Raw genomic sequence first — 26,149 nt, 5'->3', positions numbered from 1 at the left:
GACGATCGGCGGGCATACTGCCGGGCATGCGCGTACCGTTCCCCGAGCCCGGCCCGTCGTCGGACGTGCCCGCCCTCTTCCTCACCTATCTCGACTACTACCGGGACACCGTCGCCGACCGGCTCGCCGGGCTGACCGACGCGCAGGCCCGGACCGCCCGGGTGCCCTCCGGCTGGACGCCGGCCGAGCTGGTGAAGCACCTGATCTACATGGAGCGGCGCTGGCTGGTCTGGGGGTTCCTCGGCGAGCCGGTGCCGGATCCGTGGGGCGACCGGGCCGACGACCGCTGGCACGTCGCCCCGGACGAGACGCTCGCCGACCTGACGGCCGCGCTGCGCCGAGGCGGGACACGGACCCGGGAGATCGTCGAAGCGACCCCGCTGGCCACCCCCGCCGCGCTGGGCGGCCGGTTCACCGACGAGGCCAACCGGCCAACCCTCGCAACGATCCTCTTCCACGTGCTGCAGGAGTACGCCCGGCACGCCGGTCACCTCGATGTCGTCCGCGAGCTGATCGACGGACGCACCGGGGAGTGACCGGCGTGCCGGTCACCCGGCGACCCCGAGGCGCCGCAGCTCGACCTTGCGGACTTTGCCGCTGACCGTCATCGGGAAGGCGTCCATCACCCGCACGTACCGGGGCACCTTGTAGTGGGCGAGCCGGTCCCGGCAGAACTCGGCCACCTCCTCGACGGTCAGGTTGTCGTACCCGTCGCGCAGGATCACACAGGCCAGGACCTCCTCGCCGTACCGCTCGTCGGGGACGCCGACCACCTGCACGTCGGCGATCTTCGGATGCCGGTAGAGGAACTCCTCGATCTCGCGCGGGTAGACGTTCTCCCCGCCCCGGATGATCATGTCCTTGATCCGGCCGACGATGGTCAGGTAACCGTCGTCGCGCATCACCGCCAGGTCGCCGGTGTGCATCCAGCGCGCCGCGTCGATCGCCTCGGCGGTCTTCTCCGGCTCGTCCCAGTAGCCCAGCATCACCGAGTAGCCCCGGGTGCACAGCTCCCCCGGCTCGCCGCACGGCACGGTCACCCCCGTCGCCGGGTCGACCACCTTCACCTCCACGTGCGGCAGCACCCGCCCCACCGTGGCGGTCCGCCGGTCCAGGTCGTCGTCGTGCCGGGTCTGAGTGGACACCGGCGACGTCTCGGTCATGCCGTAGCAGATGGCCACCTCGGCCATCTGCATGTCGGTGATGACCCGCTTCATCACCTCCACCGGGCACGGCGAGCCGGCCATGATGCCGGTCCGCAGCGACGACAGGTCGTAGGAGGCGAAGTCGGGCAGGCCCAACTCGGCGATGAACATCGTCGGCACCCCGTACAACGAGGTGGCCCGCTCGGTCGCGACCGCGCGCAGCGTCGCGGCCGGGTCGAAGGTCGGCGCCGGGATGATCATGCAGGCGCCGTGGCTGGTGGCCGCCAGGTTCCCCATCACCATGCCGAAACAGTGATAGAACGGCACCGGCAGGCAGATCCGGTCCGCCTCCGTGTAGCGGACCAGCTCCCCCACGAAGTAGCCGTTGTTGAGGATGTTGTGGTGCGACAGCGTCGCGCCCTTCGGGAACCCGGTGGTGCCCGAGGTGTACTGGATGTTGATCGGGTCGTCGCAGCTCAACTCCGCCGCCCGCGCGGCCAGCCGGTCCGCCGGCACCGATGCCCCACCGGCCACCAGGTCGTCCCAGCTCGGCTCGCCCAGGTAGACGACCCGGCGCAGCCCCGGGCAGTCCTCCCGGACCGCCTCCACCATGCCCCGGTAGTCGCTGGTCTTGTAGCCCGGCGACGAGACCAGCAGGCCCACCCCGGACTGGTTGAGCACGTACTCCAGCTCGTGCCGCCGGTAGGCCGGGTTGATGTTCACCATGATCGCGCCGGTGGTCGCCGTCGCGTACTGGACGAGGACCCACTCCGGGCAGTTCGGCGCCCAGATGCCGACCCGGTCGCCCTTGCCCACCCCCGCCGTGAGCAGGCCGCGGGCCAGCTCACCCACCGCGGCGCCGAATTCGGCGTACGTCCACCGCCGGCCACTCGGGCAGTCGACCAGCGCCTCCCGCTTTGGGTACGCCTCGACCGCGCGGGCCAGGTTCGCGCCGATGGTGTCACCGAGCAGTGGGGCGTCGGAGACCCCGCTCGCATACGACGGGAGACTCACCGGAAGTCCTCCTCGCGGTACTCGCCGGCCGGCCGCGCCTCGGCCCCGGCGTACTTGTCCCGCTCGGCGGCGCGCAGCTCGGTGCGGCGGATCTTCCCCGAGATGGTCTTCGGCAGCTCGGCGAACTCCAACCGGCGCACCCGCAGGTACGGCGCCAGCCGCTCCCGCGAGTGCGCGAAGATCGCCGCCGCGGTCTTCTCGTCCGCACCCCACCCCTCGGCCAGCACCACGTACGCCTTCGGCACCGCCAGCCGCACCGGGTCCGGCGACGGCACCACCGCCGCCTCCGCCACCGCTTCGTGCTCCAGCAGCACACTCTCCAGCTCGAACGGCGACACCCGGTAGTCCGAGGCCTTGAACACGTCGTCGGTGCGTCCCACGTACGTCAGATAGCCGTCGGCGTCCCGGGAGGCGATGTCCCCGGTGTGGTAGTAGCCGTCCCGCATCGCGGTGGCGGTCAACTCCTCGTCGCCGTGGTAGCCGACCATCAGCGCGGTCGGCCGGTCCGCCAGGTCGAGGCAGACCTCCCCGTCGTCCCCGGGCTCGCCGGTCACCGGGTCGACCAGAGTCACCACGTACCCGGGCAGCGGACGCCCCATCGAGCCCGGTCGCACCGGCTGCCCGGGCGGGTTGCCGATCTGCGCGGTGGTCTCCGTCTGCCCGTACCCGTCCCGGACGGTGACCCGCCAGGCCGCCTCGACCTGCTCGATCACCTCCGGATTCAGCGGCTCCCCGGCACCGACCACGCTGCGCGGCGGGGTCCGCAGCTGGGTCAGGTCGGCCTGGATCAGCATCCGCCACACGGTCGGCGGCGCGCAGAAGCTGGTCACCCCGCACCGGTCCATCGCCGCCATCAGCCCGGCCGGGTCGAAGCGGGAGTAGTTGTAGACGAAGACCGTGGCACCCGCGTTCCACGGCGCGAACACGCTGCTCCAGGCGTGCTTGGCCCACCCCGGCGAGGAGATGTTCAGGTGCACGTCGCCGGGGCGCAGCCCGATCCAGTACATGGTCGACAGGTGCCCCACCGGGTACGACGCGTGGGTGTGCTCGACCAGCTTCGGCCGCGCGGTGGTGCCGGAGGTGAAGTAGAGCAGCAACGGATCGTCCACCCGGGTCACCCCGTCGGGCAAGAACACGTCCGACGCGTCGTACGCGTCGGCGTAGGCGTGCCAGCCGTCGACCGGTGCGCCGACCGCGATCCGCGTGTAGTCGCCGGGCAGCGCGGTGAACTTGCCGGTGTGCTCGGCGCCAACCACCACGTGCCGGGCGGCGCCGCGCACCAGCCGGTCGGCCAGGTCCGCCGGGCCCAGCAGCGGCGTCGCCGGGATGATCACGGCGCGCAGCTTGATCGCCGCCAGGATCGTCTCCCAGAGTTCGAGCTGGTTGCCCAGCATGAGGATCAGCCGGTCCCCGGCCCGCACGCCCCGGGCGCGCAGCCAGCTCGCCACCCGGTTCGAGCGGCGGGACAGCTCCGCGTACGACCAGCGGCCCTCTCCCCCGTCGGCCTCGACGATCCAGAGTGCGGTGTCGTCGTTGTCCGCGGCGAGCACGTCGAACCAGTCCAGCGCCCAGTTGAACTCGTCCAGTCGTGGCCAGCGGAATGTCGCGTACGCGGTGTCGGGGTCCTCGCGGTGCGCGAGCAGCAGATCGCGCGCCGCGCGGAAGGCGTCGGTGCCGGTGGTGGCCATGGGGTGTCCTCCCTTCACGCCCGAACGTGCGGCGAGGGGACGCCGCCGCGCGCAGTAGGCTGATCCTCAGTCGGGTGACATACGTCTCACTACCCCCGGATGGGGGTGGCGGGACCACCCGGTGGAGCCGGGGAGGTGGCGACAGTGGCGAAGCTGTATCCGCGCGACGACGCCGACCAGGTCCGCGGCGCCCTGCTGACCCTGCGCCGCGGCACCGGGCTGCCGGTCGCCTTCGGCGGGCTGGTGCAGCCCGGCGGGCCGCCCCGGATGACGATCACCGAGCTGGCCGGCACCACCACGGCGGCGCTGCGCGGGCTGGCCATCACCGCCGGCGCCGGGCTGGGCGGGAAGGCCCTCGCGCTGGGCCTGCCGCTGCGGGTCGACGACTACCCGGCGGCCCGCTCGATCAGCCACGAGTACGACGTACCGGTCTCCGCCGAAGGGCTGCGCTCGGTGGTGGCCGTGCCCGTGGTGGTACGCCGCGAGGTGCGCGCCGTCCTCTACGGCGCGGTACGCCAACGGCTGCCCCTCGGCGACCGCCTGGTCGCTGCCGCCATGGACATCGGCCGGGACCTGGAACGCCGCCTCGCCGACCGGGACGCCGCCCGCACGGCGCTGGCCACCCTGCCGGCCGCCCCGCCCCGGCCCGACCGCGATCCGGCCGGACCGGAGTGGGAGCAGGTCCGGCAGGCGCACGCCGAACTGCGCGGACTGCTGCGCCGGATCGACGACCCGGAACTGCGCGACCGGCTCGACGCGGTGGCCGACCGGCTCGCCCACGCCGCCCGCCGGCTCGACACCCCGGCGGTGGCGCTGTCGCCCCGGGAGACCGACGTGCTGGCCTGTGTGGCGCTGGGCTGCACCAACACCGACGTTGCCGGGCAACTCGGGCTGCGCCCGGAGACCGTGAAGAGCTACCTGCGCTCGGCGATGCGCAAGCTGGGCGCGCACACCCGGTTGGAAGTCGTGGTCGCGGCCCGCCGGGCCGGACTGCTCCCCTAGGAGGCGGCGATGAAGCGGTGGCGGCGACCTCGGGCCGGGGCCCTCGTGCTCCTCGCCGTGCTCGCGATCGGGGCGGTGCCGGTGGCCCGCGATCTGCTCCGGCCGGCCTCCGAGGGGGTGCCCGTCCAGGCGTACGACCGCACCGCCGATCCCCACGTGATCGTCGCGCTCGTCGAGACCCACCCCGACTTCGTGCTGCACCGGGCGACCGCGCGGGAGGACGCCGGCACGGTCGTCCTGCACGTCTCGATGCGTCCGCCCTCGCGCTGGTCGTGGTCGGGCAGCGATCTCGGCGAGACCCGGTCGGTCCGGATCCGGCTGGAACAGCCGCTCGCCGGTCGCGAGGTGCGCGACGGCCTGCTGGACGCTCCCGTTCCGGAGCGCTGACTCCGGGCTCGCCCCGGGGACCGGGGCGGGCTACCCGGAGGCGTGATCACCGAGGTTGATCCGGTCGTCGCGATCCTTCGGCTTGTCCGCCACGGTGGCGTTTGGTCTCCCGGGTCGCTGACGCTGCTACGACGCCGATCGCAGCATCATCCCGGGTGTCACACCCGCTAAGGCATCCTAGGAGGCTAGCCCTCGGCTGGCAGTGCGCCCGGCGCGCTGGACAGGCAGCCATCCGGCTGCCTATGGTGAGGAAAGGCAACCTTTTGGCTGCCTTTATCGAGGGTGGGTGAGCGGTGGACGAGGTGTTCCGGGCGCTGGCGGATCCGAGCCGCCGTCGGCTGCTCGACAGCCTCAACGTCCGCAACGGGCAGAGCCTGCGCGAACTATGCGCCGGGCTCGACATGACCCGGCAGTCGGTGAGCAAGCACCTCGCGGTGCTGGAGGCGGCCGGGCTGGTGACCACGACGCGACGGGGGCGCGAGAAGCTGCACCACCTCAACGCGGCCCCGATCAACGCCGTCGCCGACCGCTGGATCGGCCGCTACCACCGGGAACGCGCGCGTGCCCTCGCCGACCTGCAGACAGCATTGGAGCGGGAGCCCATGGAGAACCCCACGTTCGTCTACACCACCTACATCCGGACCACGCCGGAGCGGCTCTGGCGGGCGCTGATCGAGCCGGAGTTCACCCGCCGCTACTGGGGCGGAGTCGCGCTGGTCTCCGACTGGCGGGTCGGGTCGCCGGTGCTCTGGCAGGACGCGCCGGACGCGGAGCCGAAGGACATCGGCCAGCGGGTGCTGGTGGCCGAGCCGTACCGGCGGCTGTCCTACAGCTGGCACAGCTTCCAGCCCGAGCACGCGGCCCACTTCGGCTGGTCCGACGAGGAGCTCACCGAACGCCTCCGGGAACGGCGGTCGAAGGTGACCTTCGACCTGGTACCGCACGGCGAAGCGGTCCGGCTGACCGTGACCCACGACGACTTCTCCCCCGACAGTGAGATGCACCGGGCGATCAGCGGCCAGCTCGACGGCAGCGGCGGCTGGCCGGAACTGCTGGCCAGCCTGAAGAGCCTGCTGGAGACCGGCGCGCCCCTGCCGGAGGCGGTCCCGGCCAGCTGACCGGGCGGACGCCCGGCCGGTCGGGGTGCCCATCCCCGTCGCGGCACCCTCGACCGGCCGGCAGCAGATTCACCGGCTGGCGGTGCGGACCAGCATCGGGACCAGGACCCGGTAGGGCCGTTGGGAACGCGCGGCTCAGCCCCCGGACCGCGAGTTGGTGACCAGGTGGTCGGGCGGGATCCGGCGTTTGGTGAGTTCGTTGACGGCGACGTACGCGACGCCGAGCACGGCGAGGGTGACGAGCACCGGGACCGGTGGCGGGGCGAGTCCGAGGGGCCGGGCGAGCGGGCTGTACGGCAGGGCCACGGTGACCGCGGCGAGCAGCGCGCCGGTGCCGAGCAGGGTGGCGGACGGGCGGCTGCGCAGGAAGGCCCGGTTGGTGCGCAGCACCATCAGCACGATGATCTCGGTGACGGTGAACTGGATGAACCAGGCGGTCCGGAAGACGTCGGTGGAGATGTGCCACCACCAGTGCAGGACGGCCAGGGCGACGAGGTCGAAGGCGATGCTGATGGGGCCGTACACCAGCATGAAGTGGCGGATCGCGCGGACGTCGACGGCCCGTGGGTGTTGCAACTGCTCCGGTTCGGCGTGGTCGGTGGAGACGGTGGTGTACGGGATGTCGGAGAGGAAGTTCAGCAGCAGGACCTGACGCGGCAGCAGCGGCAGGAACGGCAGGACCAGGGTGGCCACGCTCATGCTGACCACGTTGCCGAACGAGGCGCTGGTGTTGACCCGGATGTACTTGAGGGTGTTGGTGAAGGTGCGCCGGCCCAGCCGGACGCCGTCGGCCACCACGTCCAGGCTCTTCTCGAGCAGGACGATCGCGGCGGCCTGCTTGGCGACGTCGACGGCGGTGTCCACGGAGATGCCGACGTCGGCGGCGTGCAAGGCGGGCGAGTCGTTGATGCCGTCGCCGATGAACCCGACCACGGCGCCGCGGGCCCGCAGCGCGGCCAGGACGCGTTCCTTCTGGGTGGGGTCGACCTCGGCGAAGACGGCGGTGTCGGCGACCCGGGCGGCCAGGTCGGCGTCCGGGCAGGCGGCGATGTCGGCGCCGAGCATGGGCTCACCGGCGAGGCCGACCTCCCGGGCGATGTGGCGGGCGGCGTGCCGGTTGTCGCCGGTGATCAGGCGTACGGAGATGCCCATGCGGGCCAGCCGGCCGATGGCCGACGCAGCGTCGGGCTTGGGCGGGTCCTGGAAGGCGAGCAGCCCGACGAGGGTCATCCCGGTCTCGTCGGCCGGGGTGGCGGTGGTCGCGTCGGGTCGGGGTCGCACGGCGACGCCGAGGACCCGGTGGCCCCGGGCGCTGAGTTCGGTGAACCGCCGCTGCACCTCGTCGCGGACCTCGTCGAGCGGCACGAGCCCGTGGTCGGTCCGGGCCGTGGCGCACACGTCGAGCACGGATGACAGCGCACCCTTGGTGATCAACTTACGGGTGTCGTGATCCTGGACCAGCACGGACAGCCGCCGCCGGGTGAAGTCGTAGGGGACCTCGGCGATCCTGCGGTGCTCGTCGGCGGCCGGCCGGCCGTGCATGATCGCGGTGTCCATCGGGTTGTGGAAGCCGCGTTGCAGGCCGGCGTTGAGCCGGGCGAGGCGGCCCACCTCGTCGTCGGGCCGGCCGCGGACGTCGAGGCTGCCGGTGAGGGTGACCGTCCCGGTGGTCAGCGTGCCGGTCTTGTCGGTCAGCAGCACGGTCATGGCGCCGAAGTCCTCGATGGCCTCGAGCCGTTTCACGATGACCCGCTCGGCGGCCATCATCCGGGCCCCCGCGGACAGGCTCACCGCGACGATCGCCGGCAGCATCTGGGGGGTCAGCCCGACGGCCAGCGCCAGGGAGAACAGCAGGGAGTCGATGATCGGGCGGCCCAGCACCAGGTTCGCCACGAAGATCGCCACGAGCAGCACCACCATGATGCGGACCAGCAGCAGCCCGAAGCGGGTCAGGCCGCGCTGGAAGCCGGTGGCGGCCGGACGGGCGGCTACCCGGCCGGCCACCCCGGCGAAGGCGGTGTCCCGGCCGGTGCGCATCACCACGGCCCGCCCGGTGCCGCTGACCGCGTGCGTACCCATCCACAGGGCGTTGGTCCGCCGGGCCAGGTCGGCGTCCGCCGGGGTCTCCCCCGGCGTCTTCTCCACCGGGAACGCCTCGCCGGTCAGCGCCGACTGGTCCACCTGCAACCGTTGGGCGTCGATCAACCGGCAGTCCGCCGGCACCACGTCCCCGGCGCGCAGCACCACCAGGTCACCGACGACGACCTCGGGCACCGGGACGGTCACCTCCCGGCCGTCGCGGATCACCTCCGCCCGTACCCGCACCCGCGCCTGGAGGGCGTCGACGGCGCGTCCGGCGGCGCGTTCCTGCCAGAATCCCAGCCCGCCGCTGGCCACGATGATGGCCAGGATGATCACTCCGTCGGTGAGGTCGCCGAGGGCCATCGACAGCACCGTCGCGGCGAGCAGGATCAGGATGATCGGGCTGGTGAACTGGGTCAGCAGCAGCCGCCATCCCCGCCGGCGGCCCACCTCGACCTGGTTGGGTCCGTGCTCGCGCAGCAGCCGGCCGGCCTCGGCCTGGGTGTGTCCCTGGTCGCCGGCCCGGATCGCCCGCAGCGCCTCGGGCAGCGGCCCGGCCCAGAACGCCCCGGTCCGCTCCCGCGGGCCGCTCGCCGACTCCACCCGCCCCTCCGGACCGCCGTGGCAGGCACCGCCCCGCCCGTGACCTGACGCTATCCAGGGGCGGCCGGGCTACGCGGCCGAACCGGTCAACCGCCGGGCGGTGCGGGTCCGGGCGCGGGGACCGCCGCCCGGACCCGCGTTCGGTCAGGGCACCATCCAGTCGAGGACCGGGGAGCCCTGCAACGCGACCAGCACGCACATGAACAGCAGCAGCACCAGGCTCCAGCCGAACACCTTCCGGAAGATCTCCCCTTCCCGGCCGGCCATGCCGACCGCGCCGGCGGCGATCGCCAGGTTCTGCGGGCTGATCATCTTGCCGAGCACCCCGCCGGAGGAGTTGGCCGCGGCCAGCAGCACCGGGTCCAGTCCGGCGCGCGCCGCGGTCTGCACCTGCAACGCGCCGAACAGCGCGTTGGCCGAGGTGTCCGAGCCGGTCACCGCCACGCCGATCCAGCCGAGGATCGCCGAGAGGAAGACGAACGCCCCGCCGGCCGCGGCGAGGAAGGCGCCGAGGGTGTTGGTCTGCCCGGACTGGTTCATCACGTACGCGAGGGCGAGCACCGCCATCACGGTGACGATGGCGTAGCGCAGTTCGGCGTAGGTGCGCCCGTAGGCGCGCAGCGCCCGGCCGGCGGAGACCCGCAGCACCAGGGCGGTGAGGACGCCGGCGAGGATCATCAACGTGCCCGCGGCGGGCAGCCAGTTGAGGGTGAAGGTGGTCGAGGAGAGCGCCTTGCCGTTGCCGCCGAGGATGTCCAGGCCGGGCCAGGCGAACTTGACCGTCCACGGTTCGCCGGCCAGGGCCGACTTGACCGGGCCGAGGTTGGCGATCGAGAAGATCGCGATGATGATCAGGTAGGGCGCGTACGCCCGGGCCACCTCGACGGGGGTGTCGGCGAGCCGGGGGCCGGCGGCCGGGAGCGGGTCCGCCGGGCGCGGCGGGAGGTCCTGGTCGTCCGCGCGGTGTCGGCCGGCGGGTGCGTTCTCGTCGATCCACGGGTCCCTTGGTGGGGTCTGTCCGCCGGAGCCGGCCAGCCCAGGCGCGGCGGTGCTCGTACCCGCGGCGTGACCGGCGCGGACCGGGCCGGGACCGGCCGGCTCGGCCTCGGCGGGGCCACGGGCGGCGGGCACGGTGGCCGGCGCGCGGCCCAGATCGGCCGGGGTCTGCGGGCGCCAGACGCGGACCAGCAGCACCACGGCGGCGGCCGAGACCAGCGCGGCGACGATGTCGGTCAGGGGCACCGAGATGTAGTTCGCCGCGACGAACTGGGCCAGGCCGAAGCTGAGTCCGGCGACCAGCGCGGCGGGCCAGGTCTGCCGGACGCCGCGCCGCCCGTCGACCAGGGCGACCAGCATCAGCGGTACGACCACCGCGAGCAGCGGGGTCTGCCGGCCGACCATCGCGCCGAGGGTGTCGACGGTGAGCCGGGTGTCGTCGTTGGCGCCGCTGCTGACGCTGGCCAGGGTGACGATCGGGGTGGCGAGCGCGCCGAACGCGACCGGCGCGGTGTTGGCCAGCAGCGACACCGAGGCGGCGTGGATCGGACGGAAGCCGAGCGCCATCAGCATCACCACGGTGATCGCCACCGGGGTGCCGAAGCCGGCCAGGGCCTCCAGCAGCGCGCCGAAGCAGAACGCGATGATGATGGCCTGCACCCGCATGTCCGGGCTGACCCGCTCGAAGGAGCGGCGCAGCACGTCGAAGTGTCCGCTCTCGACGGTCAGGTTGTAGACCCAGATCGCGTTGATGACGATCCAGAGGATCGGGAAGAAGCCGAACGCGGCGCCCTCGGTCGCCGACAGCAGCGCCTGCCCGACTGGCATGGCGTAGACGGCGACCGCCACGACCAGCGCCACGGCGAGGGAGATCAGCCCGGCCAGCCAGGCGCGCAGCTTGAGCACGCCGAGCAGGACGAAGAGGGTGAGCAGCGGCAGGACCGCGAAGATGGCCGAGAGCGCGACGGAGTCACCGACCGGGTCGGTGACGACGGTGAACTGGTCGAACATGGGTCACCTCAACGCTTCTGGGACGGTGGTGAGCGTCAAGAGCGGGCCCCTCCTCGGCGGGACGCGTCAAGAAGGGGCCCTTCCGTGCAGCAACTCCTCGACGTGTCGGTGGTGGATCGACGCGTCGAGGACCTGGGCGGTGTGGGCCAGCGCGAGCTGGCCGCCGGCGCGGGTCACCGAGGCGGCGACCTGCATCAGGCAACCGGGGTTGGCGGTGACGAGCAGCCGCGCCCCGGTGGCCAGCACGGTGCGGGCCTTGCGGTCGCCGAGTTCGGCGGCCGGCCCGGGGTGGAGCACGTTCCACACGCCCGCCGAGCCGCAGCACAGCTCCGGGTCGGCGATCTCCCGCAGCTCCAGCCCGGGGATGCCGCGCAGCAGCCGGCGGGGCTGGTCGCGCACCCCTTGCGCGTGGGCCAGGTGGCAGGCGTCGTGGTAGGCGACGGTCACCGGCAGCGGGTGCCGGGGCGCGACCGGGCCCAGCTCGTCGAGGAGTTCGGACAGGTCGCGTGCCTTGGCGGCGAAGTCGGCGGCGAGCGCGGCGTAGCGCGGGTCGTCGCGGAGCAGCTCCCCGTACTCCTTGAGGGTGGAGCCGCAGCCGGCCGCGTTGACCACGAAGTAGTCGATGCCGGCGGCGGCGAACGTGTCGAGCAGCCGCCGGGCGAACCGGCGGGCCTCCGCGTCGCGTCCGTTGTGCACGCTGAGCGCGCCGCAGCAGCCCTGCCGGTCGGGCAGGATCACCACGTCGCAGCCCTCGGCGGCGAGCACCCGGGCGGTGGCGGCGTTGACCTCGGGGAAGAACGCGCTCTGCACGCAGCCGGTGAGCATGCCGACCACGGCCCGGCGGGTGCCGACGGCGGGCAGCCGGGCGGGTAGCCGCGGTGGCCGGCGCAGTGGCGGGCTGAGGGCGTCCAGCGCCGCGAGGGTGGGCGCCAGCCGGGCCAGCAGCCCGGTCCGCTGGAGCAGCCGGCGCAGCCCGCTGGCCCGGTACGCGCGCAGCGGCCCCCGCAGCAGCCGCAGTCGCCTGGGGTGGGGGAAGAGGGCGAACACGGCCGCCCGCCGGGCGCGGTCCCGCGGGCCGCGGGGGTGCCGGCGTTCCACCTGCTGCCGGGTGGCCTCGATGAGCCGGTCGTAGCGCACCCCGGAGGGGCAGGCGGTGACACAGGACATGCAACCGAGGCAGCGGTCGAAGTGGGTGGCCATGGAGTCGGTCAGCGGCTCGCCCTCCAGGCCCTGCTTCATCAGGTGGATGCGTCCGCGCGGCGAGTCCATCTCCTCGCCCCACAGCACGTAGGTGGGGCAGGTGGGCAGGCAGAAGCCGCAGTGGACGCAGTCGGCGATCAGTTCCGCGGCGGGCGGGTGGTACGCGTCGAAGGCGCCCGCCCCGGGCGTCCGGGCGGCCGCGGCGAGCACGTCGTGCGGGCCGTCGGCGGCGTGACCGCTGCCGGGCGAGGTGGGCGGGGAGTCAGCGGGCTGCTGGGGGACGGACATCAGATGCCTCCCACGAACCGGCCGGGCGCCAGCCGGGCGTCCGGGTCGAAGCGCTGCTTGACCCGGCGCATCAGCGCCAGGCCGTCGACCGGGCCCCACAGGTCGACCCGCTGCCGCACGGCCGCGGGCGCGGTGAGCACGATCGTGTGCCCGGCCGCGGCGGCGGTGGCCGCCCGCAGCGTGTCGACCAGCGCGGCGACCCGCGCCGGGTCGGCCGTGCCGGGCAGGCCGGCGTACAGGACGCCGACGCCGGCCGAGCCGCGCAGCGCCAGCGGCAGCCCGTGCCGCTCGGCCGCCGCCCGGGCATCGGCGAGCAGCCGGGGTACGCCGGACAGCGCGGCGGTCAGCTTCAGCCCGGTGTCCCCGGGCCGCCACGGCAGGCGCCCCCAGTCGGCGCCGGGTCGGTCGGCCACGGTGGCGTCGGCGCCGAGCAGCCGGCGGGCGGCGTCGGCCCGGGCGGCCACCCCGGCCGGGGTGCCCTCCACCAGCACGGTCACCGTGGCGGGGCCGGTGACCGGGGCGTCCACCTCCAGCGCGGCCGGCACGAGCTGCGCCCCGCGTACGGCGGCGGCGAGCCGGCCCGCCTCGGCGACGTCATCGACGGTCCGGGCGACGTAGGCGACCGCCGCGGGCAGCGGGTGCAGCCGGAACGCGCACTCGGTGATCAGCCCCAGCGTGCCGTACGCCCCGGTGACCAGCTTGCCCAGGTCGTAGCCGGCGACGTTCTTGACCACCTTGCCGCCGGCGTGCGCCACCACGCCGTCGGCGCGGACCAGGGTGACGCCGATGAGCAGGTCGCGCGGAGTGCCGTAGAGCAGCCGGCGCGGCCCTGCCGCGTTGGTGGCGACCGCGCCGCCGACCGTGCCGCCGGGCAGCGGCGCGTCCAGGGCGAGTTGCTGCCCGGCGCCGGCCAGGACGGGCGCCAGTGCGTCGAGGCGGGTGCCGGCGCGGACCACGGTGATCAGGTCACCGGCGGCGTGTTCGACGACGCCGGCCAGGGCGGTGGTGTCGAGGATCAGGTCGAGGCGGCGGGGCGGGCTGCCCCAGTCCTGTCGGGTGCCGCCGCCCCGGAAGGTCACCGCCAGGTCGAGGTCGGCGGCGGCGCGCAGCAGCGCGGCGGCCTCGGCGGTGTCGCGGGGCGCGGCGACGTAGCGGGCGGGCACGCCGGCGATGTGGTCGCCCTCCCCCGCCGCGCGCACCGGGTCGGCGCTGCGGCACGCCGCCCGGAGCTGGTCGAGGGTCCGGTCGGCGGGCATCAGAACACCTCCGCCAGGCCGGCCGCCTGGGCCGGGTGGACACCCTTGCGGCGGCCGGGTATCTCCCCGCAGAGCCGGGGCGTCGGGAAGACCTTGCCGGGGTTGGCCAGCCCGGCCGGGTCGAAGGCGCAGCGCAGCAGGTGCATGGTGTCCAGGTCGTCGGCGGTGAACATGCGTGGCATGAACTTCGCCTTGTCCATGCCGACACCGTGCTCGCCGGTGATCGAGCCGCCGTGGGCCACGCAGAGGTCGAGGATCGCGCCGGAGACCTCCTCGGCGCGTTCGGCCTGCCCGTCGGCGGCGGCGTCGAAGAGGACCAGGGGGTGCAGGTTGCCGTCGCCGGCGTGGAACACGTTCGCCACCCGGATGCCGCGTTCGGCGGACAGCTCGCCGATGCGGCGCAGCACCTCGGGCAGGGCGGTCCGCGGGATCACCCCGTCCTGGACGATGTAGTCGGGGCTGATCCGGCCGACGGCGGCGAACGCGGACTTGCGGCCCTTCCAGAACAGTGCCCGCTCGGCGTCGTCGGCGGCGATCCGGATCTCGAATGCCCGGTTCTCCCGGCACAGCGCCTCCACCTGGGCGAACTGGGCGTCCACCTCGGGCGCCGGGCCGTCCAGCTCGACGATGAGCACCGCCCCGGCGCCCTCGGGGTACCCACAGTGCACGGCCGCCTCGGCCGCCGAGATGGCCAGCGCGTCCATCATCTCCACCGCCGCCGGAACCACCCCGGCCGCGATGATCGCCGAGGTGGCCGCGCCGGCCTGGTCGGTGGTCCCGAACGCGGCGAGCAACGTCCGTACCGTCTCGGGCAGCCGGGTCAGCCGCACGGTGACCTCGGTGGCGATGCCGAGGGTGCCCTCGGAGCCGACGAACGCGCCGAGCAGGTCGTAGCCGGGGGTGTCCGGGGTGCGGCCGCCGAGGCGTACCCGCTCGCCGTCCGGCGTGACCAGTTCGACGCCGGTGACGTGGTGGGTGGTGAAGCCGTACTTGAGGCAGTGCGCGCCGCCGGAGTTCTCCGCGACGTTGCCGCCGATGGAGCAGATCTGCTGGCTGGACGGGTCGGGCGCGTAGTAGTAGCCGTGCGGGTTCGCGGCCCCGCTGATCGCCAGGTTGATCACGCCGGGCTGCACCACGGCCCGTTCGTCCTCGGGCGCGACCTCGACGATGTCGCGCATCTGGGAGGTGACCACGAGGACGCCGTCGGCGTGCGGCAGCGCCCCGCCGGACAGCCCGGTGCCCGAGCCGCGGGCGACGAACGGCGCGCCGGCGGCGACGCAGGCCCGCACCACCGTGGCGCACTGCGCGGCGTCGGCGGGCAGCGCGACGAGGGCCGGGACCACCTTGTACTGCGCCAGCCCGTCGCACTCGTAGGTGCGCAGTTCCTGCCGGTCGCTGATCACCCGGTCGGCGCCGATCGCGGCCCGCAGGGCGGCGGCGAGAGCCCCGATGTCCGTCGTGGTCGTGCTCATCGCCCACCTCCGCGTCGCGTGGGTCCTCGGTCAGGGCATCCGTTCGTACGCCGGCACGGTGCGGAAGTCGGCGAAGTCGTCGGCGACCGCGACCGGCTCGGCGGCGCGGCGGCGTCGGTCCAGCAGGTCCCGCCGGCGCGGGTCGAACGCGCGGTGCGACTCGGCGAGGAAGGCCAGCGCCTCGGGGGTGCGGATCTGCTCGTGGCGGGGGCGGACAGGGCCGGTGACCTCGACGCCGGCGCGACTGGTCATCGGCTCGCTCCTCACCGCGATATGTGTGGCCATCTATCCGGTGGTGCCCCTGCCGACTGTAGTTCTCGCGCTCACCCGGGCGACCTGAGCGACGGCACAGCAGCCGGGAGCGGTCGGCGGGGTGCGGCGAGCGGTCCGTCCCGAACGACGAGCGGTATCGCCCGGCCGGGACCTGGCGGCATTTCCGGCACTCGGGACACCGGCACCGGGGGGGAACCGGTGCCGATCAGGCGCAGCCCGAACGGGACAAGCGACGCGAAGTGGCCGTGACGTGCGGGCGATCCGGGCGCGGCTGGGCGGGCATGTCCGCCGCTCTCCGGCGGGAGGGAGGACACGTGACGGCAACGAGGATTTCTCATTTACGCCGAGTGACCGTCGCAACCCTCCTAGTGTTGGCCACACCGGTGCTAGTCACGGAGTTGGCCACCCGAACGACGTCCCACGCAGTCAGCGGACGAAGAGTGAGGGAAGACGCGGATGAAGGCACAGAGAATCCTCGGATCGGCGGCGATCGGCGTGGGCCTCGGCACACTCGTGATGCCGGCCGCCGCGCTCGCGGACACCACGGTGTCGCCCGCCACCACCCCGGTCGGCGGGACGGTCGTGCTCACCACGACGGAGTGCAACCCGAAGGACGGTGACGCGATCTTCCGCGTCACCGGGCCCAACCGGGACGAGAACGTCCGGTCCACCACGGCCGCGGCCGGCGGCGGGCTGAGCGCGGAACTCTTCACCGCCGGGTTCACCCTCGGCACGTACACGGTGACCACCACCTGCGGCAACGGCAGCAACGGTGGCACGGCCACCTTCACCGTCATCGCGATCGGAGCCACGCCGGTCGGCGGCGCCCCGGCGGGTGCCGGCGGCAAGGACGGCGACACCGGAGTGCTCGTCGCCGGCGGTGCGCTGGCCGCCGCGGCGGTCGCCGGCGGAGCGTACGTGCTGGTGCGCCGCCGACGGCGGGTCGGCACCGCGGCCTGACGGTCGCGCCACACCATCCCTGAGCAAGGGTGCCCGCGCCGGGCGACAACCGGCGCGGGCATCACGCCCACGTCGAACCGGAGGTGGGACCTGTCGCCGCACACCAGCCCTGGGGAAGGGCCGTCGAAGGCCCGGACCGCCGCCATCGTCGCCGTGGTCACCATCGCCGGAGCCACCGGCACCGGCATGGTCGCCGCCGGTCTCGGGACCACGTCCCTCCGGCCACCGCAGCCCGGCACCGCAGTGGCCCCGTCCGCCGAACGCTCCGGTCCACCCGGGCCGGTGCTCCCCCGCTCCGAACCGGTCCGCATCGCCATCCCCCGCATCGGCGTCGACGCCGGCATCGTCCCGGTCGCCACCGACGACGACGGCGCGCTGGAGGTACCGCCGCTGGACCACCCCGAGATCACCGGCTGGTACCGTCCCGGCCCCACGCCGGGCGAGGCCGGCAACGCGGTCATCGTCGGGCACGTCGACACGCAGGACGGTCCGGCGGTCTTCTTCGACCTGGGTCGGCTCCGTCCCGGCGACACCGTCCGGGTCACCCGCGCCGACGGACGGGTCGCCGCGTTCACCGTGGACGGTGTCGGGGCTTACCCGAAGGACCACTTCCCCACCCACCGGGTCTACGGCGGTGGCGCGGACGCGCGGCTGCGCCTGATCACCTGCGGCGGCCGGTTCAACCCGCGGACCGGCAGCTACCCGGACAACATCGTCGTCTTCGCCACCGCCACCCGCTGAACCAGATCGGCAGCGGGACGAGCGAGCGCGCGGCCGATCGGAGACTCAGGGATTCGCGGGACGTTCTTGTGGTGCCGTACCTGCGCCGGGATCCGGAGCAGGCGGCGGGCCAGCTTCGGGCGGGACATCGTTCGGCCACGCCGTCAACAAACCGTCGACAAGGTCTGGCGCGATCGCCCGTAGCTGTTCGTAAAGCGGCGTCTGCAGCACGTCGGACACCTGACGGAGCGGTGCCGCGGCACGCAGTTCCGCGATCGCCGCGTCAGGATCACCGATCAGCACGAAGGCTATGGCACGGAACTCGGCGTGGCGGAAGGGCGTGATCGACGTTTCGGTTCGGTGGCTGAGCGCCTGCCTCGCCAGTGCGCCACTCTCGTCGGGGTCACTGTTGTGCACCGCGATGGCCAACAGGACATCGGCCTCGATTGAATTCGGGGCTCCCAGGCGGATCGCCTCGCGAAGTTCTGCTGCCGCCTCGTCCAGCCGTCCGCACAGCAAAAGCGACTCGCCTCGGTTGGCCCGGATCAGGCTCGACGCCGGATTGATCTCCTCCGCTCTGGTCAGTGCGTCGAGGCAGTCTGTGTACCGGCCCGAGCCGTTGAACACGAGTGCAGCGACGCAGTGCGACCGGAAGTCGTTGGGATCACGTTCGATTCCGCTGGCGATCGCGACCGCCGCCTCCTCGAAGCGGCCGGAGACGCGAAGCGCCTCCGCGAGCACCCGGTAGCCCACCGGCGCCTCCGGCGACCGCGCAATCGCCGCCAGGCCCAGGGCGATCGCCTCGTCGTGGCGGCGCACGACCTGCAGCTGAAGTCCGAGGTTGACGAGATGGAAGGGGTTGTCCGGCGCCAGCCGGTGTGCCTCCCGGAAGGCGGCGAGTGCCTCCTCGTGCCGATCCAGGTGCCCGAGGACAAAGCCATGCACGCCGTGGGTCTGGTCGTCGACCGGGTCGAGCTGGAGTGCAGTGGTGATCTGGTGCAGTGCCTCCTCATACCGACCGGCGGCGTCGAGCGACTCCGCAAGGGTGCGTCGGCGGCCCGCGTCGTGGGGCTTGAGGTCCACCGCTTGCCGAGACGCCTGCACGGCCTCGTCAAAGCGCCGGAGCCGGCGCAGCACGAGGCCGAGGTCCGCCAGATAGAGCGGATTCGAGGGCGACAGCCGGTGCGCCTCCCGGAGGGCCAGGAGCGCGTCCTCGTCGCGGCCTAGGCGGCTGAGGATGACCCCGTGGATCGCGTGCGAGACCGGATCGGCCGGATCCATCGCCAGGGCACCCGCGATCACCTCCAGGGCATCGGCGGAACGGCCCGCCGCGTCCAGCGCACCGGCCAGGGCACGGTGACGGGTGGCGACGCGGGGGTCGAGGGCGACGGCTCGGCGGTACGCATCGACCGCCTCGTCGTGGCGTCCGGCCTGCTGTAGAGCAATACCGAGGTTGAAATGGTTCTGCGCCGAGTCCGGTTCCTCCTCGACCGCCCGCTCATGGTCGGCAAGTGAGCGTTCCCGCAGGCCCTGGATGTACGCGGCGCGGAAGGACTCAGCGAGCTCATCGCTCCAGCCGAGCTTGAGCTGAAAGTGTTCGAGGATGGTTGCGCCGTCCTCGCGCTCACCCGGTGGTCGAGTCTCCCCCGCCCGCCGTACCAGTTCCACCGCCAACCGGTGGCTGCCCTGCTGCTGCACCCCGACAGCCGCGTACCACCAGCTGAACTCGTGCTGAGGGTACCGTCGGGTTGCGTACGCACCACCGAAGTAGAGTCCGCTGAAATCCTCCTGTTCGAACCGGCCCTTCAGCCAGTCGATCATCGCGGACGCGTCCTCCAGGACCGCGTTGTTCGACTCGCCCTGCGCGATGCGGCTGGCGGTCCAGAGCGCCGCCTCGTGCAGTCCCCATTCAGGATCCATCGCGACGCTGACCTCAAGGACGCGCAGTGCGAGATCTGAGCCGATTATGCCGCTGTTCTTAGCCGCGAACTCCAGCCACTCCGTCCAGCGCCGACCGTGGGCTATGCTGACCCACTCGGAAAGGACCGATGCCACCTTCGAGATGCTCGTCAGCACCCTGGCGTCGGGACCCGGATCGGGCTGCGGCGGCCTGAGGAGGCCAGCCCGTACCTCATCCTTCAGCTCCGCGAAGACCTCCCGAACCAGCAGTCGGTACTCGGGGAATGACGTCTCCAGGAAGTCGAGGGCACCCACCTCGTCGTTGGCGTCGATGTATGTCTCGAACTCCTCACGCTGCTCGTCCAGCATCAGCTGGGCGAGCCGCATGCCGACTCGCATCTCCATGGTGTCGTAGAACCACTCAGCTTGTTGGCGCGCCTCCGCCTCCGACCGGAAGGTGAGGCTGAGTTCGGTCAGCAGTTCCTTGTTGATGGCGATGGACGGAAGAGCCGACGACTCCTCCTCGATCCGGCCCCGGTCCTGAAGGTCGCAAGCGGTCGCCAGCAGCCGATCGACGACGCTGCGGTCAACGGACGCGCGCTGCAGAAACTCGAAAATGATCGGATAACCGCCGTGCTGGCGGCGGGCCAGGAGGTCAAATGCATCGACGTCGGGGGCGAAGCCGGCGCGGGCCAGGCCGAGTGTCAGGCGGTTGCGCCACATCTCCGGCATCTCGGCCACCACGTCCTCGCTGGTGGCCGACCAGGCGGCACCGCCGAGGACCTTGCCGAGGCACAGCAGCGCCTCGCATCGCAGGGCCCAGTCGAGTTCCGCGCTCTGGGCCACCGCCTCAAGGCACCGGTGCCCCGCGCTGCCCGCCTCCGCCAGTCGCGTGAAGGTTTCCGGCCACGACAGAAAGCTTTCGTTCCGGTCCCGAACGAGGCTCATCAGCACCATTTCGGCCGAGGGGAGCCCGTGCCGAGCCATCTCGGCCACCAGGTCCAAGCGGGACTGCAGGGGCTCATCCTCGCGGGTGGCGAGTTCGATGAGAGCCTCTTCGTCGGCCAGTCCGGCGCTGTGTCGCAACAGCGTCTCCGCCAGGCGGATCCGGATCCACGGCTCAACGCCGCGATCGATGTGCAGCCGCAGCGCCGCGTCGCCGCCGTGGCGGTCACGCACCTCGACCAGCGCGCAGATATGGCGGACCTTCAGGGCGAGGTCGATGGCACTGTGGTTCAGCTGCGCGATCAGCAGTTCCCGTCCGGCCTGCCCCTGGCGGGCCAGCGCCCTCGCCAGCGCCTCCCGCACGGTCCAGTGCACGAAGGGGTTGCTCAGTGACAGGGCAGCTTCGGGAATCGCCTCGGTAGCGCCGTCCTCGAGCAGCGCCAGGGTCAGGTCGGCCCGGTCTCGATGCCGCGGGTAGGGGCTGGCAAGCAGATGCAGCGCCTGCGGCGTCACCTCGGGCACGGCGGCACGCAGCATCTCCGCGTAGAGACGACACCTGATGCTCCAGTTCATGGTTCGGTCGTCGGCAACCTCCCGCACCCCCTCGACGCCCGTCGGACCGCACTCGAGCAGCGCCCGCCCGACCTGGACGCGTGCGTCTGTGCGAATCTGGCGGTTGCGCAGGAGCCGGATCGCCGCCGTGACCGCCACATGCGAGTGTGGTTGCAGGGCGGAGAGGAACGCGGCGAGATCCTCGCGGGCGGCCGACGGTCGTTCCAGCAACCCAAGGACGATCTCCGTGGCCTCCCGGGTGTTCAGTGCGATCAGACCGGCAACAAGGCGGAAGCGGATGTTCGGCGGGCAGTCCGGAGCGGCCACCAGGGGGCGGGCGGCTCGGACAGCGTTGCCGTCCCGCGCCTCGATGAGGCTGACGACAGCCTCGCTGATGATCGCCGACTCGACGTCACCGTGGCGGTGCGGGTGGCCTTCCGAGTCGTCGCCGGCGTCGTCCAGCCGTCCGTGCGCCCATGCACGAAGGGTACGGCACGGCGAACGAAGCAGGATCCCCAACGCGGCCATCGCCCGCCGCCGCTCGAAGACCAGCGGCGAACCGGTGCCCGCCAGGATGGCGTCAAGGGCTGCCTGCGCGGTCTCCTCGTCCCGGTAGTCGGGTGCCTCGGCGATCACCTGGGCAGCCAGAGTGCGTTGGGTCACCCAGGGATCACCCGCCACCGACAGGATGTGGGCGACGAGGGCCGCTGGATCGGCCACGAGGCCAGCCGACGCGACGACAACCCGCGTCCAACTGGCGTCGAGCCACCGATGCCGGTCGATGCAGGCGAGCTGGTCGTTCGGTGGTAGGCCGACGAAGTACGTGGCGAGCACCATTTCCCGGAGAATCGGGTGGATGAAGCGCACGGTCGGGCGCAGTGGGACGTCAGTCGCCTCCACCAGTATGCCGTCGTAGAGAAGCTCCCAGAGCACCGGCTCGACCGCGTCGCTGGCCGAGCTGCGCGGGGCCGACGTGTTGGCGGCCATCCGCACCGCCGCCGTCGCAGCTACCGCCTCGTATTCCGGGTGTCGGCGGATTGCGGCGCGCAGGTCAGCCTTGGCGATGTCCTCACCGCCACCTCGCCAGGCGTCCTGCAGCTGGCCGATCACATCGGCGAGCACGCGCATACGCAGCACCGGATCAGGCATCGCTTCGGTCTCCGCCGGCGTCCGGTCACCATGCCAGCGGCCCGACAGCAGATGCCGCGCGACGTCGTGGTACAGCTGGGGAAGGGTTGCCCGACGGTAGTTTCGACGCTGGACCGGATCGGCCAGCCGGCACAGGAACGACAGCAGCAGCGGCACCTGGGCCAGCTGCGCCAGTTCGCTCCGGTCGGCGAAGGCCGCGAGGAGCGAATCGGCAGACTGGGGTCGATCCCGCAACCAGGCCCGAACAAAGTTGACCGTCTCCCGAGAGGTGAACCCCACCAGTTCAAAGTCCTCCCGGTTGCCGACCGCGATCTCCTCGATGATCGGCAGCGCCGCCGGCCGCGAGGACATCAGCACCGCGTTGTTCAGCGAAAGCAGCGTGAGAAGGTTCCTCTTCAACCGCGGCCGATGGCCCGCGGGCATCTCGTCGAGACCGTCGACACACACCAGCATGCGGCCGTCCGCCAAGGCGCGCTCGACCGCGGCGACGTAGCCCCGCTCGTCGTCCTTCTCCGCCAGTCCGCCCGACAGGCTCGCTGCGACCAGCGCCCGAGCGAGGCTGGGAAGATCGGCACCGGCTATCGTCTCGGCACCGAGCGCGGCACAGGTCAGGCGGGCGGGAATGACACACTCATCGACCGAGCCACCCTCGGCCAAGTGGCGCAGCGCCTGGCGGGCCACCTCGGATGCCTGGAAGGCAAGCAGCCACGACTTGCCAAACCCCGGATCCCCCGACACCACAGTCAGCCCGGACAGCGGCCGTTGGCTGCGCCAGCGCTGCCGGAACGACACCCCGGCCACACTCTTGCCTGGCTTGCTCGGGATGGGGAAACGGTGGCGAAGCCAGATGGTCTGATGCAGCGCCGCCGCGTCGACTCCGTCGGGCAGTGCGTCGCGACGGGGTTCCGCCTCCCGGATCACCGCCTCAGCGACAGCGCGCGTCGCGGCGACCGGGTCCGGTCCGTCGAAGTCGCCCGCCATCGTCGCGCGCCAGGTCGTGTTGACCCGGTGGTGAAGTTCGCTCTGTCCCCACGCGGAATGTTCGTAGCGCTGCAACTCGGACATGGCGACGACGTAGGCGCCGTAAGGCTTTCCGGCGCCTCGGCTGGCCTTGACGTATCCGACGATGCCGCCGACCTCGAGGTCCAGCACCGGCCCACCGCTCATGCCCGGGTTCACGATCGCCTGCTTGACCAGGAGGACCTCCACCCCCTGGATGCGGAGGACCCCTTCAAAATCAAGACGCGCGAGGTCCGGGGCGAAATCGGCCCGGGGATCTATCGACCTGCTGTACCCGAACGCGAGCAACTCCCTGGTCGAGCCCGGCCGGGCCAGGGACACGCACGGCATGTCCTCGAAGTGGCCCGGTGTGGCGTCCAGAACAGCCAGATCGGGAAGGGGATACGGCTCGACGCCGGGGGCAACCGCCGGCGGGTGCAGATCCCGCGCCACCAGTGCGCGCTGAATCCCACGACGATCGGGGGCGAACACCTTCCGATCGAGTACACCGTGTACGACGTGCGCGGCGGTGACGGCAAGCCCAGGAGCGATGAAGAACGCCGTGCCGCGGAGCTGCCCGGCCGCGTCCGTCAGCGGAACGGTGGCCTGCCGGACGAGATCCTCAAGCTTCTTGGTCATGGTCCACCTCCGGCGCGAAGCGCCAGCGCAGATTGACTTTCATTGACGACTGGGCCGCGGCCGTGCCGAAGAGCACGAGCAGTTGACCCGTACTCGCATTGAAACCGAGGCCCAGTTCGACCTCCGCCTCATGGGGCGCAAGCGGGCGTATTGCGCTGCTGACGAGTTCGCCGATCTCGTTCAGGGTCGCTGTGAAGACCTTGAAGTCGATGGAGCGATACCGCACATCCTGAACGATCCCCTCGTCTTCGTCACCGGCGCCGCCCGCCTGGTCCATGCTGCGCACCATGACGGTCCGGCCGCTGGGCAAGCGGGCTTCCACCCAGAACCCTGCCGCCACAGGGTCACTTGTGTTTGTCATCAGCGACCTCTCGGTGTGAATGAAGCACTCCTCCGCGCGAGGTGGCCCAGAGTGATTCCGGCAGAACAAAGAGTGAGACTCATATCTGAGCCCAGAATGACGTTCATGGCGATTGCACGTTCGGCCGAACTGTCCCGCCGGAAAGCGATGGACGCCGTCTGATCAAGCTATGACCGGCCTGGGCGGAAGCCAGCACTAGGTCTCACCGGCCACCCCAACCTTGTCTTCGCCATCGCCACCCGCTGATGCAGGCCCGGACACCGCAGGCCCGTCCGCACGCCGTACGGTAGGCCGTCAGTTCCCGGCGGCCGGCGGCTCCAGGTCGCGGCGCGGCACCGCCGAACTGGAGTTGCCGAAGGAGGTGCGCGGTGGACGGGTCGACGGCGCGGACCCGGCGGAGTGGTCGACTGATCCCCACCCTGCTCGCCCGCCTGCTGGGACGCGGAACGGAAGCGGCGGTGCGGGCGCCGCGGTCCAATCCGGACGCGGTGGTGGACTGCGCGGTCTACGTGTCCGGCCGGCGGGAGCCGGGCCGCCCACACTACGCCGACGCGTACGCCCGGGTCCGCCGCACCCGCCGGTCGTTCGCCTGGCTGGGCCTGCACGATCCGGGGGCCGCCGTGATGGCCGCGGTCGGGCACACCTTCGGGCTGGACGAACTGAGCGTCGCGCAGGCCCTCGCCGACGGGCACCGCCCCACCGTGCAACGGCACGGCGCGGTGACGCTGCTGGTGCTGCGCACGGCCGGCTACGTCGAGCACGCCGAGCTGACCGACACCTCCGAGGTGATCGACACCGGGGACGTGATGGTGTTCCTCGGCGACCGGTTCGTGATCACCGTGCGGCACGGCGCGGCGGGCGCCCTCACCGCGGTACGAGAGGACATCCAGCGCCGGCCGGGCGTGCTGGCCGAGGGGCCATGGGCGGTCGCGTACGCGGTCTGCGCCCGGATGGTCGACCTCTACCTGGAGGTCGCCGCGCACCTGGAGCGGGACCTGGAGCGGGTGGAGGAACGCGTCTTCGCCCGCGACCGCGACGCCGACATCCAGCACATCTACCAGCTCAAACGGGAGGTGGTGGAGTTCAAGCGGGCGGTCCTGCCGTTGCCGGCGCCGCTGCGCGCCCTGCTGGAGCAGCGGGACGGCCCGCCGCCGGCGCTGCACCGCTGGTTCGCCGACGTGGAGGGCCAGCTGACCCGGGCGGTGGACCGGATCGGCACGTATGACGATCTGCTCAACTCGCTTCTGCAGGCCCGGCTGGCGAAGCTCACCGTGGACCAGAACAACGACATGCGCAAGATCGCCGCATGGGCGGCCATCGCCGCGACGCAGACCGCGGTGGCCGGCATCTACGGCATGAACTTCGCCCACATGCCCGAGCTCGGCTGGCGGTACGGCTACCCGGGCGCCCTGCTGGTGATGGCCCTGGCCGCGTTCACCCTGTACCGGCTGTTCCGCCGCTCCGGCTGGCTCTGACCGGGCACGGTTTGTCGAGGCCGGACGGTTCCTGGTCGAGCAGTTCGGCGCGGCGGGCCGCCGCGCGTCCGTCCGGTGAGGGACGGCCGCGCGGCTCGTAAGCTGGCGCTCGTGATGTGGCGGCGGTACGTGGCGATCGGTGACAGCACCACGGAGGGGCTGGACGACCCGGACGGCGCCGGCGGCTACCGGGGCTGGGCGGACCGGTTCGCCCTCGCGGTGGCCCGGGCGCAGGGCGGCCTGGAGTACGCCAACCTCGCCATCCGGGGCCGGACCACCGGGCGGATCCGCGCCGAGCAGCTGCCGGCGGCCCTCGCGCTGGCCCCCGACCTGGCGACCGTGGTGGCGGGGATGAACGACGTGCTGCGACCGTCGTTCGACGCGGACCGGGTCGCGGAGGACGTCGGCGCGATGCAGCGGGCCCTGGTCGACCAGGGCGCCACCGTGCTCACCTTCACCCTGCCCGACCCGGCGTCCGTGATGCCGCTCGCCCGGCCGTTGCGCGGCCGGGTGGTGGCGCTCAACGCGGCGGTCCGCGCGGTCACCGCCGCGACCGGAGCCACCCTGCTCGACCTCGGCGCGTTCCCGGTCGCCTCGGACCCGCGACTGTGGAGCGACGACCGGTTGCACGCCAATCCGGCCGGCCACGAACGGATCGCGGCCGCGCTGGCGTACACGGCCGGGCTGCCCAGCTACGACGACTCGTGGTCGCATCCGCTGCCGGCGGCAGTCCCTCGCCCCCGCCACGAGGTGGTGCGCGCCGAGCTGGCCTGGACCCGGCGGCACCTGCTCCCCTGGCTGGCGCGGCACCTGCGCGGCCGCTCGTCCGGCGACGATCGGGTGGCCAAACGGCCGGTGCCGCTGCCCGTGGAGCTGCCGCCGGCCTGATCACCCCGGACCATGGCGACCGGGCCC

General features: G+C 72.5%; 18 protein-coding genes. 8 read left to right on the top strand and 10 right to left on the bottom strand.

Annotation, left to right across the window (positions count from 1 at the left end):
• A partial coding sequence (locus tag ACY34I_RS13120; RefSeq protein WP_462755129.1) for a DinB family protein occupies nt 1-536 on the top strand: 536 nt, incomplete at its 5' end.
• A 12-nt stretch (nt 537-548) separates the two neighbouring features.
• Here the strand turns inward: ACY34I_RS13120 and ACY34I_RS13115 are convergent.
• On the bottom strand, nt 549-2,159 hold the full coding sequence (locus tag ACY34I_RS13115; RefSeq protein ID WP_462755127.1) for an AMP-binding protein: 1,611 nt from the start codon (nt 2,157-2,159) through the stop codon (nt 549-551).
• Nucleotides 2,156-3,847: an AMP-binding protein gene (locus tag ACY34I_RS13110; RefSeq protein ID WP_462755125.1), complete on the bottom strand. Its 1,692-nt coding sequence runs from the start codon at nt 3,845-3,847 to the stop codon at nt 2,156-2,158. The genes ACY34I_RS13115 and ACY34I_RS13110 overlap by 4 nt, the downstream gene beginning before the upstream one ends.
• 144 nt (nt 3,848-3,991) lie before the next feature.
• On the opposite strand from ACY34I_RS13110, the gene ACY34I_RS13105 reads away from it, so the two are divergent.
• The 3 genes from ACY34I_RS13105 (at nt 3,992) to ACY34I_RS13095 (ending at nt 6,354) form a co-directional block, all read left to right on the top strand.
• Nucleotides 3,992-4,849 (top strand): helix-turn-helix transcriptional regulator, encoded by an 858-nt coding sequence (locus ACY34I_RS13105; protein ID WP_462755123.1) that lies wholly within the window; start codon nt 3,992-3,994, stop codon nt 4,847-4,849.
• A gap of 9 nt (nt 4,850-4,858) precedes the next feature.
• Nucleotides 4,859-5,236 (top strand): hypothetical protein, encoded by a 378-nt coding sequence (locus tag ACY34I_RS13100; protein ID WP_462755121.1) that lies wholly within the window; start codon nt 4,859-4,861, stop codon nt 5,234-5,236.
• A gap of 293 nt (nt 5,237-5,529) precedes the next feature.
• Complete coding sequence (locus tag ACY34I_RS13095) at nt 5,530-6,354, top strand: ArsR/SmtB family transcription factor (RefSeq protein ID WP_462755119.1); 825 nt, start codon at nt 5,530-5,532, stop codon at nt 6,352-6,354.
• Between the two features lie 135 nt (nt 6,355-6,489).
• On the opposite strand, the gene mgtA is transcribed toward ACY34I_RS13095, so the two are convergent.
• From mgtA to ACY34I_RS13065, 6 genes are all read right to left on the bottom strand, one after another.
• A complete protein-coding gene (gene mgtA, locus ACY34I_RS13090; protein WP_462755117.1) occupies nt 6,490-9,039 on the bottom strand; it encodes a magnesium-translocating P-type ATPase in 2,550 nt (849 codons plus the stop codon).
• A gap of 144 nt (nt 9,040-9,183) precedes the next feature.
• On the bottom strand, nt 9,184-11,046 hold the full coding sequence (locus ACY34I_RS13085; protein ID WP_462755115.1) for an L-lactate permease: 1,863 nt from the start codon (nt 11,044-11,046) through the stop codon (nt 9,184-9,186).
• 66 nt (nt 11,047-11,112) lie between these two features.
• Complete coding sequence (locus tag ACY34I_RS13080) at nt 11,113-12,534, bottom strand: (Fe-S)-binding protein (protein WP_462755113.1); 1,422 nt, start codon at nt 12,532-12,534, stop codon at nt 11,113-11,115.
• Nucleotides 12,534-13,790, bottom strand: coding sequence for an FAD-binding oxidoreductase (locus ACY34I_RS13075; protein ID WP_462755111.1), 1,257 nt, complete (start codon nt 13,788-13,790; stop codon nt 12,534-12,536). Before ACY34I_RS13075 ends, ACY34I_RS13080 begins: the two co-directional genes overlap by 1 nt.
• Nucleotides 13,790-15,262, bottom strand: a complete 1,473-nt coding sequence (locus tag ACY34I_RS13070) for an FAD-linked oxidase C-terminal domain-containing protein (protein WP_462755109.1) — start codon at nt 15,260-15,262, stop codon at nt 13,790-13,792. Before ACY34I_RS13070 ends, ACY34I_RS13075 begins: the two co-directional genes overlap by 1 nt.
• A gap of 30 nt (nt 15,263-15,292) precedes the next feature.
• A complete protein-coding gene (locus ACY34I_RS13065; RefSeq protein WP_462755107.1) occupies nt 15,293-15,514 on the bottom strand; it encodes a hypothetical protein in 222 nt (73 codons plus the stop codon).
• Between the two features lie 477 nt (nt 15,515-15,991).
• Here ACY34I_RS13065 and ACY34I_RS13060 point away from each other — a divergent pair, with 477 nt between their 5' ends.
• Together ACY34I_RS13060 and ACY34I_RS13055 are read left to right on the top strand one after the other, a co-directional pair.
• A complete protein-coding gene (locus ACY34I_RS13060; RefSeq protein WP_462755105.1) occupies nt 15,992-16,495 on the top strand; it encodes a hypothetical protein in 504 nt (167 codons plus the stop codon).
• Nucleotides 16,496-16,681: 186 nt separating this feature from the next.
• Nucleotides 16,682-17,236, top strand: coding sequence for a class F sortase (locus ACY34I_RS13055; protein ID WP_148795760.1), 555 nt, complete (start codon nt 16,682-16,684; stop codon nt 17,234-17,236).
• A 45-nt stretch (nt 17,237-17,281) separates the two neighbouring features.
• Here the strand turns inward: ACY34I_RS13055 and ACY34I_RS13050 are convergent, their stop codons facing one another.
• Together ACY34I_RS13050 and ACY34I_RS13045 are read right to left on the bottom strand one after the other, a co-directional pair.
• A complete protein-coding gene (locus ACY34I_RS13050) occupies nt 17,282-23,398 on the bottom strand; it encodes a tetratricopeptide repeat protein (RefSeq protein ID WP_462755103.1) in 6,117 nt (2,038 codons plus the stop codon).
• On the bottom strand, nt 23,382-23,738 hold the full coding sequence (locus tag ACY34I_RS13045) for a CU044_2847 family protein (protein ID WP_462755101.1): 357 nt from the start codon (nt 23,736-23,738) through the stop codon (nt 23,382-23,384). The genes ACY34I_RS13050 and ACY34I_RS13045 overlap by 17 nt, the downstream gene beginning before the upstream one ends.
• A 389-nt stretch (nt 23,739-24,127) precedes the next feature.
• Here ACY34I_RS13045 and ACY34I_RS13040 point away from each other — a divergent pair, with 389 nt between their 5' ends.
• Nucleotides 24,128-25,234 (top strand): magnesium and cobalt transport protein CorA, encoded by a 1,107-nt coding sequence (locus tag ACY34I_RS13040; protein ID WP_462755099.1) that lies wholly within the window; start codon nt 24,128-24,130, stop codon nt 25,232-25,234.
• 114 nt (nt 25,235-25,348) lie between these two features.
• Nucleotides 25,349-26,122, top strand: a complete 774-nt coding sequence (locus ACY34I_RS13035) for an SGNH/GDSL hydrolase family protein (RefSeq protein ID WP_462755137.1) — start codon at nt 25,349-25,351, stop codon at nt 26,120-26,122.
• Nucleotides 26,123-26,149: the final 27 nt, after the last annotated feature.

The organism is Micromonospora sp. RTBAU3-60 (assembly GCF_054963695.1).
Note: the sequence above shows the minus strand (reverse complement) of the source record. Positions and strands in the feature narration are given on the sequence as shown.

Excerpts from the sequence above, each read along its gene's own strand:
- ACY34I_RS13110 (WP_462755125.1), bottom strand. The coding sequence starts at position 3,847 with ATGGCCACCACCGGCACCGACGCCTTCCGCGCGGCGCGCGATCTGCTG.
- ACY34I_RS13100 (WP_462755121.1), top strand. The coding sequence starts at position 4,859 with ATGAAGCGGTGGCGGCGACCTCGGGCCGGGGCCCTCGTGCTCCTCGCC.
- ACY34I_RS13085 (WP_462755115.1), bottom strand. The coding sequence starts at position 11,046 with ATGTTCGACCAGTTCACCGTCGTCACCGACCCGGTCGGTGACTCCGTC.
- ACY34I_RS13080 (WP_462755113.1), bottom strand. The coding sequence starts at position 12,534 with ATGTCCGTCCCCCAGCAGCCCGCTGACTCCCCGCCCACCTCGCCCGGC.
- ACY34I_RS13075 (WP_462755111.1), bottom strand. The coding sequence starts at position 13,790 with ATGCCCGCCGACCGGACCCTCGACCAGCTCCGGGCGGCGTGCCGCAGC.
- ACY34I_RS13070 (WP_462755109.1), bottom strand. The coding sequence starts at position 15,262 with ATGAGCACGACCACGACGGACATCGGGGCTCTCGCCGCCGCCCTGCGG.
- ACY34I_RS13065 (WP_462755107.1), bottom strand. The coding sequence starts at position 15,514 with ATGACCAGTCGCGCCGGCGTCGAGGTCACCGGCCCTGTCCGCCCCCGC.
- ACY34I_RS13060 (WP_462755105.1), top strand. The coding sequence starts at position 15,992 with ATGAAGGCACAGAGAATCCTCGGATCGGCGGCGATCGGCGTGGGCCTC.
- ACY34I_RS13055 (WP_148795760.1), top strand. The coding sequence starts at position 16,682 with ATGGTCGCCGCCGGTCTCGGGACCACGTCCCTCCGGCCACCGCAGCCC.
- ACY34I_RS13050 (WP_462755103.1), bottom strand. The coding sequence starts at position 23,398 with ATGACCAAGAAGCTTGAGGATCTCGTCCGGCAGGCCACCGTTCCGCTG.
- ACY34I_RS13035 (WP_462755137.1), top strand. The coding sequence starts at position 25,349 with ATGTGGCGGCGGTACGTGGCGATCGGTGACAGCACCACGGAGGGGCTG.